This is a genomic window from Streptomyces sp. NPDC056628 (genome assembly GCF_042792555.1).
Taxonomy (GTDB): Bacteria; Actinomycetota; Actinomycetes; order Streptomycetales; family Streptomycetaceae; genus Streptomyces.
The window spans coordinates 1-7797 of record NZ_JBHTWG010000050.1; the positions used below are offsets into that span (position 1 = coordinate 1).

Genomic DNA, 7797 nt, shown 5'->3' on the forward strand with positions numbered 1-7797 from the left:
CACAAGCAGGCCATCATCGCCCTCGCGCGACGACGCCTGAACGTCATATGGGCACTCATACGCGATGGCCGTACCTTCGAAATCGTCGCGCCCCCGCCCGCTGTCACTCCGGGCTGAAACGCTCACAGCATGTCACCAGCCTGGCTTGACAACCGCATTGGGAATCGTTTGGTGGCCCTCGACCACGGGCTTCAGCCCTTCGCTGTCGTGGGTGTTGCCGGCCGAGACGCCGACGAGGACCGGCAGTCCGTTCGCGTCCTGCAGCTCCATCACGGCACGTGCAAATCATCCCGCCAGGTGGTTGCTGTCGGGCGGGGAGCCGGCGCCGTCGAGCCGGTGCGGCACGGCCTCGTGGAAGCGGCCCCAGACACCGCGGCCGCCGTGCCCTTGACGGCTCTGACTCGGTGCCCTCCCACTTTCCGGTCCCCTCCTTGCAGACGTCTGTCCTCGTCTGCTCTACGCGGCGGGAGGGTGGGTCCGCCGCACGGTTTCCGCGCGTGCCGCTGCGGCGGCTTTTGCCGATCCCATCATGTGACGAGGATCTGACCACCTATTCGTTCTTACGCTGCCGCCGTGACGGAACAGCTGGTGGTGGACGGAACCGCGGCGGGCTGGACCTCTGTGGTCGCCGGGAATCTGCGGTGGATTGAGGAACTGCTCGACACTCTCGGCCTCCCGGCCGAGCGCTCCGACGAGCTGCGCGCCCGCCTCACAGCGGTTCGGGCCCGCGCGGCCGACCCGCAGTTGCGGGTGGCGGTGTTCGGCGAGGCATCCTCTGGCAAGAGCACGCTGCTCAACGCCTTCCTGCGGCGCCGGCTGCTGCCCTCCTCCGCCCTGGTGACGACGCGTACGACCACGTCGCTGGAGTGCCTCGGGGGCGCCGAGGGCATGACGGTGCGGACCGCTGACGCCACCGTCCTGGAGTGGCCGTCCGCGCCGTTCGCCCGGTGGGCGGGGCTGAAGTCCGGGCCGGACACCATGGAGCGCGCGTTGGAGCGAGTGCTGACCACGGAACTCGCCGAGGACGTCAGCGGGCTGTGGGTGCACTCGCCGGTCCGGCTGCTCGGCGACGGCGTCACGGTGATCGACACCCCAGGGTTCAGCGTCACCGAGCGGGGACACCGGGAGCTGGCCGAGGCGGCGGCGCGGCAGGCGGACCTGGCGCTGGTGGTGGTGCCCGCCGTCGCGGCGATGTCGCTGACTTTGGCGGATTTCCTGACCGGGCCGCTGCGGGACCATCACGACCGGTGCGCGTTCGTGCTCACCAAGATGGACCTACTGGACGAGGAGGAACGCGCCGAAGCTGTCGAGGTGGCCGAGCGCCGGCTGCGGGATCTGGGATACGCCGATCCGCTGCTGCTGCCCTGCGCCCCGGGAAGGGCACTCGGCGAGGTCACCGACGGCGGCCGCGGGCGGGACGGAGCCGGTCATCTCCCGGTGTTCGAGCGGGTGGAGGCGCGGATCGCGCGGCTGGCCGCCGACAGCCGTCAGTCCGCCGTCGCCGCCACGGTGCTCGGGCTGCTCTCGGAGCTGCTGGCGGCGGTGGAGGAGACCGCCGAGACCCGACGCACCGCGCTCGCTCGTGGCGAGCGCGAACTGGCGGCCCTGACGCTGCCGGACCTCACCGCTTTTCTCGACTCCTGGTCCGCGCGCACGCTGGACCGCACCCGGGCCGAGATGAACGCCGCCACGATCGGGATGTCCGGCACGTCCCGTACCAAGCTCGACAGGAAAGTCGGCGACGCCGTGGCGGGCGAGAAGATCAACGACCTGGCCGCCGCCGCTCAGGAGGTGTCCCGCCTGGTCCGGCGCCATCTGCGGCGGCACGCCGAGCGCGTCGTCCAGAAGGCCGCGGGCCGGGCCGGTGAACTGCTGACCACCGCCGCCGACGAGCTCGCCCGGGACTTCACGGCCCAGTACAGCGTCCTAGCCGGACTGGCCGGCGAGTCCCGGACCGCTCCCCCCGTGCCCTCGGTGGCGTGGCCGGAACTCCCCGCCCCGGACATGTCCGGCATCGACCAGGCACTTACCGCGATCGGCGCCCGGCTGACCTCCGGCGACAACTGGCGCACCGGCGGTGGGGCGATGGCCGGTGCCCTGGCCGGCAGTCTGGTCGCCCCGGGCATCGGCACCGTCATCGGCGGCGCGCTCGGAGCACTCATCGGGCGACGCGGCGCCGACGCGACCAGGGAGCAGTTCCTGCGGCAGGCCCGCCCGGTCATCACCGCCGCTCACGAGGAGATCGCTGCCCTCGCAGCCGCCTGCCTGCCGCGCGTCCAGGAAGAGCTCGCCGAGAGCGTCGCTGCGCTTCGCCGGCGGTACGACGACGAGTGGCGTGACGAGATCACCCGACTCACCGACGCCCACGACCGGCGGCGCGCCGAACTGGCCGTCAGCATCGCCCACGTCGAGAAGACCGCGGCCGCCGCCCGGCGACGTCGCGACGAGGTCGCCGCCCTGCGCCGGGCGACCGGCCGGACCATCCGCGAGCCAGAGGAGTCATGACGCATGAGCAGCACATCCCCGCCCTCAGCGGGCGCACCGCCCAAGGGTGCGTGCGTCGCCCCCGCCCCCGACATCACCACCGTCACGCCCGACTGGCTGCGGGAGGCGCGCCGGCTCGCCGAGGACCACGGTCAGGAGCACATCCGCGAGGCGCTTGACCTGCTGGCCGCCGGGCGGGGCCGGCCCGCGCTCCGGATCGCCGTGGTGGGGGAGTTCAACCGCGGCAAGTCCACCGTGATCAACCGGCTCCTGGGCCGGGATCTGCTGCCGACCGGTCCGCTCCCGGTCACACGGGCACCGGTGGTGATCCGGGCCTGTAACGAGGAGGGACTGATACTCGGCCGGCTGGACGGCCGCCGCGAACTGCGCAAGCTCGACGACGACGGCATCTGGGACGGGCTGACCGGCACCCCGGCGGAAGCGGAACCGGGTGCTCCCGCCGGGGCTCCGGAGCCCGAGGTGACTCTGGCGGTGGCCGACGACTGGCTTGCCGGTCTGGACGCCGAACTCGTGGACACGCCGGGGGTCAACTCCGGTACCGAGCAACAGTTCGAGCAGGTGCGCCGGACCGCGGCCAGCAGCGACGCCGTGCTGTTCGTGGTCTCCGCCCTCTCGCCGATGAGCATCACGGAGCGGCGCCTCCTGGAGGAGGAGGTCCTGTGCCGGCACGTTCCCTTCGTCGCCGTCGTCGTAACCATGCTGGACCTGGTGGACGGCGACGACCGCGAGGAGTCCGTACGGGACCTCGGCAAGCGGGTCGCGGACCTGGGCGGCCTGCCCGTGCTCACCGCCCCGGTGCCCGGCGGCGGAGAGCCCGAACTGGCCGCCCTGCGTGGTCTGGTGGAGGGATACGCGCGGGACAGCGAACGGGCCTTGTGGCGTGACCGGGGCATCGCGGCGCAGGTGGCGGACCACTGCGAGGCGATGGCCCGGATCGCCACCGAGGCCGAGGCGGTCGGCCGGCTCCCGGAGGAGGAGGCCGCGGAGCGGGCCAGGACGGAGCGGGCGCTGCAGGAGAGCGAGGGCCGGCAGTGGGAGCAGCTCCGGGTGGATCTGACGAGCCGGCAGCTCCATCTGTGCACCCGGCTGCGTGAACACGTCCAGAAGGGGCGCGACGGCATCATCGAGCGGCTGCGTTGGGACCTGGAGCGCGCCTCCGACCCGGGCACCTGGTGGGGGCGCGACCTTCCCGTCCGGCTGGGGCAGGAACTGTCGCTGCTGGCCAGGAGCTGCGAACGCACGGTCCTGCTGCCGGGCATGGCGGCGGACACCGACTGGCTGGACGGGGAAGTGGCGCGCAGGCTGCCCGGTGCGGCGCGCAGCCCGCTGCCCGGGACGCTGGAGCTGACCACCGAGCCGGAGATCGCCGGTGAGGTCTCGAGCCTGTCCAGGACCCGCCTGATCACTCGGCTGGGCGCCCAGGGCGGTTCGATCCTCGGACTGCTGATCGCCACGGCCCGCCAGAGCCAGAGCGGCCGTGCGGACTCGGGTCCGTCCGGCCCGCCGCCGATGCTCTACGGCAGTGTCCTCAGCCTGGTCGGCGGGCTGCTGGCCGAGGCCTACGTCAGGAACGCCGCCGAGGAACAGCGCCGCGAGGTCGACGCCGTCCTGGTGCGGGCGGTCGACGAGAGCGCGGGGGTCTTCCAGCGCCGCGCCGTCGATGCGCTCGGTGATGTCTACGCGGAGGTGTTCGCCCGGCTCCGCGAGTCCCACCGGGCCTGGGCGGACGCCCGGCGGGCGGCGGTTGAGTCGGCATCGGCGTCCGGCACGGACTGGGCCCGCCTGGCGAGCGACGCGGCGGAGCTGGCCACCCGCATCCGGTCCGTACTCGCCTCGGCGTGCAGGAACGAGGAGGAAGAGCGATGAACAAGGAAGAGGACGGCCTAACCATGACCAGCGAAGAGAGCGGGTACGCGGCCGCCGACGAACAGCGGCTGAGGCTGGCCGAGATGTGCCGCCGGACGGAGAAGGCCGCCGAGCAGATCGGCAACAACGGCGCCGTCAAGGAGGTGACGGCACTGCTCGAACGGATCGAGAACGAGGCCTTCCACGTGATGGTGGTCGGCGACTTCAACCGCGGGAAGTCCACCTTCCTCAATGCCCTGCTGGGAGACCGTGTGCTGCCGGTCAAGGCGATCGCCGCGACCGCCGTTATTACCGAGGTCAGGTTCGGCGAGTCGCCGGCCGCGCTGCTGTGGACCGAGGACGCGGTCGAACCGGAGGCCGTGGACCCCGGCCGGCTCGTCGAACTCATCACGGTGAACAACACGGCGGGCGGCGAGCGCAGCCCGTATGTCAAGGCCGAGCTGGTCTGGCCGCTGGAACTGTGCCGCCACAACGTCGTACTGATCGACTCGCCCGGCCTGAACGCCTACCAGAGCCACAACGAGATCACGGTCACGCATCTCGGCAAGGCGGACGCGGTGATCTTCCTGCAGCACGCGATCGCCCCGATGAGCATCAGCGAGTCCGATTTCCTGAAGACGAGTCTGAGCGCGCACGACCCGTTCTTCGTGTTCACCTACTTCGACGCCATCGACGACCACGAGCGTGACGACGTCGTTGCCGCCGCCCGGCGACGCATCACCGATCTGCGCGGAGAGGACCGCGACCGGAACCGGTTCTTCTTCGTCGACGCCAAGTCGGCGCTGCGGGCCCGGACGGCCGAGGACGATGAGGCGTTCCGACGCTCCGGAGTGGACGCGGTGGAGAGGGAACTGGAACGGTACCTCTCCACCGAGCGGCACAAGGTCAAGCTGCTGACCCCGGCCCGCTCCCTGGAAGGCATCGCACAGGAACTGCGCCACAACATCCCCTCCGAGCTGAGCATGCTCGAGGCGGAGAGCGACGATCTGGAACGACGCTGGGCCGCCGCCCAGCAGCCGCTCAGGGACCTGCAGGCGCAGGCGCAGCAGATCACCCTGGAGATCCGCAATCAGACTCGGGTGCTGCAGGACCGGGTTCAGACCCTGCTCGGGGGCTTCCTCGCAGCCGCGGCCGACGAGGCGCCCGTGATCGCGCAGGATGTCGAGATCACCACCAAGCTCGGCCTGAACCCCCTGAAGGCCAAGGAGCGCGCGAAGCAGGTGGCGGAGGAGATCGCCGCCGGTACGGTGAAGGCATTGGAGGAGAAGGTCGCCCTCTGGGTGACCGAGTCGCTGGCGCCCGTGATCGAGCTGGACCTGGAGCAGCTTGCCGAGCGGATGAACGCCGAACTGACCTCCTTCGAAGCGGCCCTGGAGAAACTGCGCGTCGACCTGCACGGGAACAGCGGGACGCTGGTCCCGGCCGAAGGGCGGGAGAGCGAGCCACTGATCCGGTTCCTGACGGGCGCGGTCGGACTCTGGTTCAGCGGGCCGGCGGGTGCCCTGGTCGGAGTGCGGTTCGGGCCGAAGGAGGCGTTGCGCACCGTCCTGCCGGCTCTCGGCATCCTGCTGGCCTGGATGGCCACCCCGTTCGGATTGCCGACGCTCCTCGCGGCCTGGATCGCACAGGGCATCTTCCAGGGCGGCAGCGCCGGTGACCGGGTGGAGAAGAAGATGCGGGAGGAGATCGGCCGCGCGATGGCCAGCGAGCTGCGGCTGGCGGCCCCCAAGGAGGCCCATAAGGCCGCCCGCGCCTTCGCCGCGGAGAGCGTGGAGCCCATCCGGAAGGAGATCACCCAGGGCATGGCCTCCCGCATCGAGGAGCTCACCCGCAGTGTGGACTCCGCCCGGGAGGCCCTGGACCAGGGCGAGGAGGCGGTCGAACGTCGTCGTGGCGAACTGACCCGGCTGGACGAACTGCTGAACCGCGCCGGTGACGAGATCGGTGACCTGGTCGCCGAATTGATGAGGATGTGATGGCCCGTTACCGCAGGCGGCTGTGTCTGGCCGTCGACCTGCGTCACTACAGCCGTGGTGGCTACCGTGCCCAGGAGGACGCGCAGTACCGGCTCCGGCTCGTGGTCGAACACGCGCTGCGCCGGGCCCGGGTGCTGCGTGTTCGTGCCCAGCAGCAGGTGCAGGGGGACGGCCAGATGGTCGTCTTCCCGGCCAGGATCGATGCCGTGCGCGTGGTCCCGGCACTGGTCCTCGGCCTGCGGGACGGCCTCTACCAGGCGAATCGCACGCCCGGTTCGTTCGGCCGGATGCGGATGCGGGCGGCTCTCGCGCTGGGGTCGGTCTCGCGGGCCGACCGGGGGTATCTGGGCGACTCCGTGGTGCTGGTCAACCGGCTGGTTGACTCCGACGGGCTGCGCGACGCCCTTGAGGAGGAGGCGGGCAGCGACCTGGCGCTGGCCGTGCCGGACGAGATGTACCGGGACGTCATCCTGCCCGACGGGCTCGGTCTGGCCACCGAGTTCCGCCGGATCGACGTGGCCGTCGTGAAGAAGGACTTCGCGTGCGGCGCCTGGCTGCACGTGCCGCCCTCGGCTCCGGTCCCGGACCGCCGGGCGGAGCCGGTGATCTGGGGGCATTCACCGACGCGTACGGCGATGCGCGAGTTCGTCGTGCCGGCGCTCGGGGCCGCCCATCTGGCGGCCGCGGCGGTCTCGCACAGCCAGACGCTGCGGGAGTGGGTGCTCCCGGGCTGCGCCACGGGTGGGTCGTACGAGGGTGGGGACGGCGACTTCGACGGCCCGGACGAGATCGAACCGCGCGACGGCCACCGCGTCGACGGCCACCACCCGGGGTGGCACCCGCCAGGTGCCCATCCTGGGAGCGGGCATCACGGCAGCGCTCACCACGCGGACGCCAGACTCCCCGGTCCTCCTCCCACCACCCCGCATCATGGGGGCCCGCCCCACCCCGGCCCTCACGGCGCCCACCCGCACCATCACGACGCGTACCACGCCGACTCGCATGCGCAGGACGCGCACTACGCAGCGCCGCACGACCAGGACGGGCATGACGCCGACGCGTGCCACGCCGACCCGTACCACCCGGACCCCTACCATCCGGACCTCCATCACGACGATCCGGTCCACCACGACCCCGGGCACCACTTCCACGACAGCCACCCCTTCCACCACGACGGACACTGAGTGGTGGCCGAACATGACCCGGCTGCCCGGGAACTGGCGGCGGCGGTTGCCGCGATGGCGTCGTTCCAGCAGGTCACACAGCAGGCGGATGCAAAAGCGGGGACCCTCGTCACGGTGCACGTGGGGCTCGCGGCCGTCGTGTCCGCGCAGTTCGGGTCGGGGGGGGCGCCCGGCGCCGCCCCCCCCCCCGCCCCCCACGTGGTGGGGGGGGGGCGACCCGAACACCCCACCCACAACCAAGCACCCCACACAGCGGGGGCGGGGTT

At 71.7% G+C, this 7797-nt stretch carries 4 protein-coding genes and 1 pseudogene; 4 read left to right on the forward strand and 1 reads right to left on the reverse strand.

The window, feature by feature from the left end:
* Positions 1-165: 165 nt before the first annotated feature.
* Positions 166-264, reverse strand: a pseudogene (locus ACFRAC_RS33840) (IS5/IS1182 family transposase); the annotation flags it as partial.
* A gap of 309 nt (positions 265-573) precedes the next feature.
* On the opposite strand from ACFRAC_RS33840, the gene ACFRAC_RS33845 reads away from it, so the two are divergent.
* From ACFRAC_RS33845 to ACFRAC_RS33860, 4 genes are read left to right on the forward strand one after another with little or no spacing between them, the layout of a single operon-like run.
* Positions 574-2505 carry a dynamin family protein gene (locus ACFRAC_RS33845; protein WP_382938034.1) on the forward strand — a complete coding sequence of 644 codons (1932 nt, stop codon included), beginning with the start codon at positions 574-576 and terminating at the stop codon, positions 2503-2505.
* A 3-nt stretch (positions 2506-2508) separates the two neighbouring features.
* Positions 2509-4371, forward strand: coding sequence for a dynamin family protein (locus ACFRAC_RS33850; protein WP_382938037.1), 1863 nt, complete (start codon positions 2509-2511; stop codon positions 4369-4371).
* Between the two features lie 23 nt (positions 4372-4394).
* A complete protein-coding gene (locus tag ACFRAC_RS33855) occupies positions 4395-6347 on the forward strand; it encodes a dynamin family protein (protein WP_382938040.1) in 1953 nt (650 codons plus the stop codon).
* The gene (locus ACFRAC_RS33860; RefSeq protein ID WP_382938043.1) at positions 6347-7531 is read left to right on the forward strand and encodes a hypothetical protein; all 1185 of its coding nucleotides are present in this window, start codon (positions 6347-6349) and stop codon (positions 7529-7531) included. Before ACFRAC_RS33855 ends, ACFRAC_RS33860 begins: the two co-directional genes overlap by 1 nt.
* The last annotated feature ends 266 nt before the right edge of the window (positions 7532-7797 follow it).

Excerpts from the sequence above, each read along its gene's own strand:
- ACFRAC_RS33850 (WP_382938037.1), top strand. The coding sequence starts at position 2,509 with ATGAGCAGCACATCCCCGCCCTCAGCGGGCGCACCGCCCAAGGGTGCG.
- ACFRAC_RS33855 (WP_382938040.1), top strand. The coding sequence starts at position 4,395 with ATGACCAGCGAAGAGAGCGGGTACGCGGCCGCCGACGAACAGCGGCTG.
- ACFRAC_RS33860 (WP_382938043.1), top strand. The coding sequence starts at position 6,347 with ATGGCCCGTTACCGCAGGCGGCTGTGTCTGGCCGTCGACCTGCGTCAC.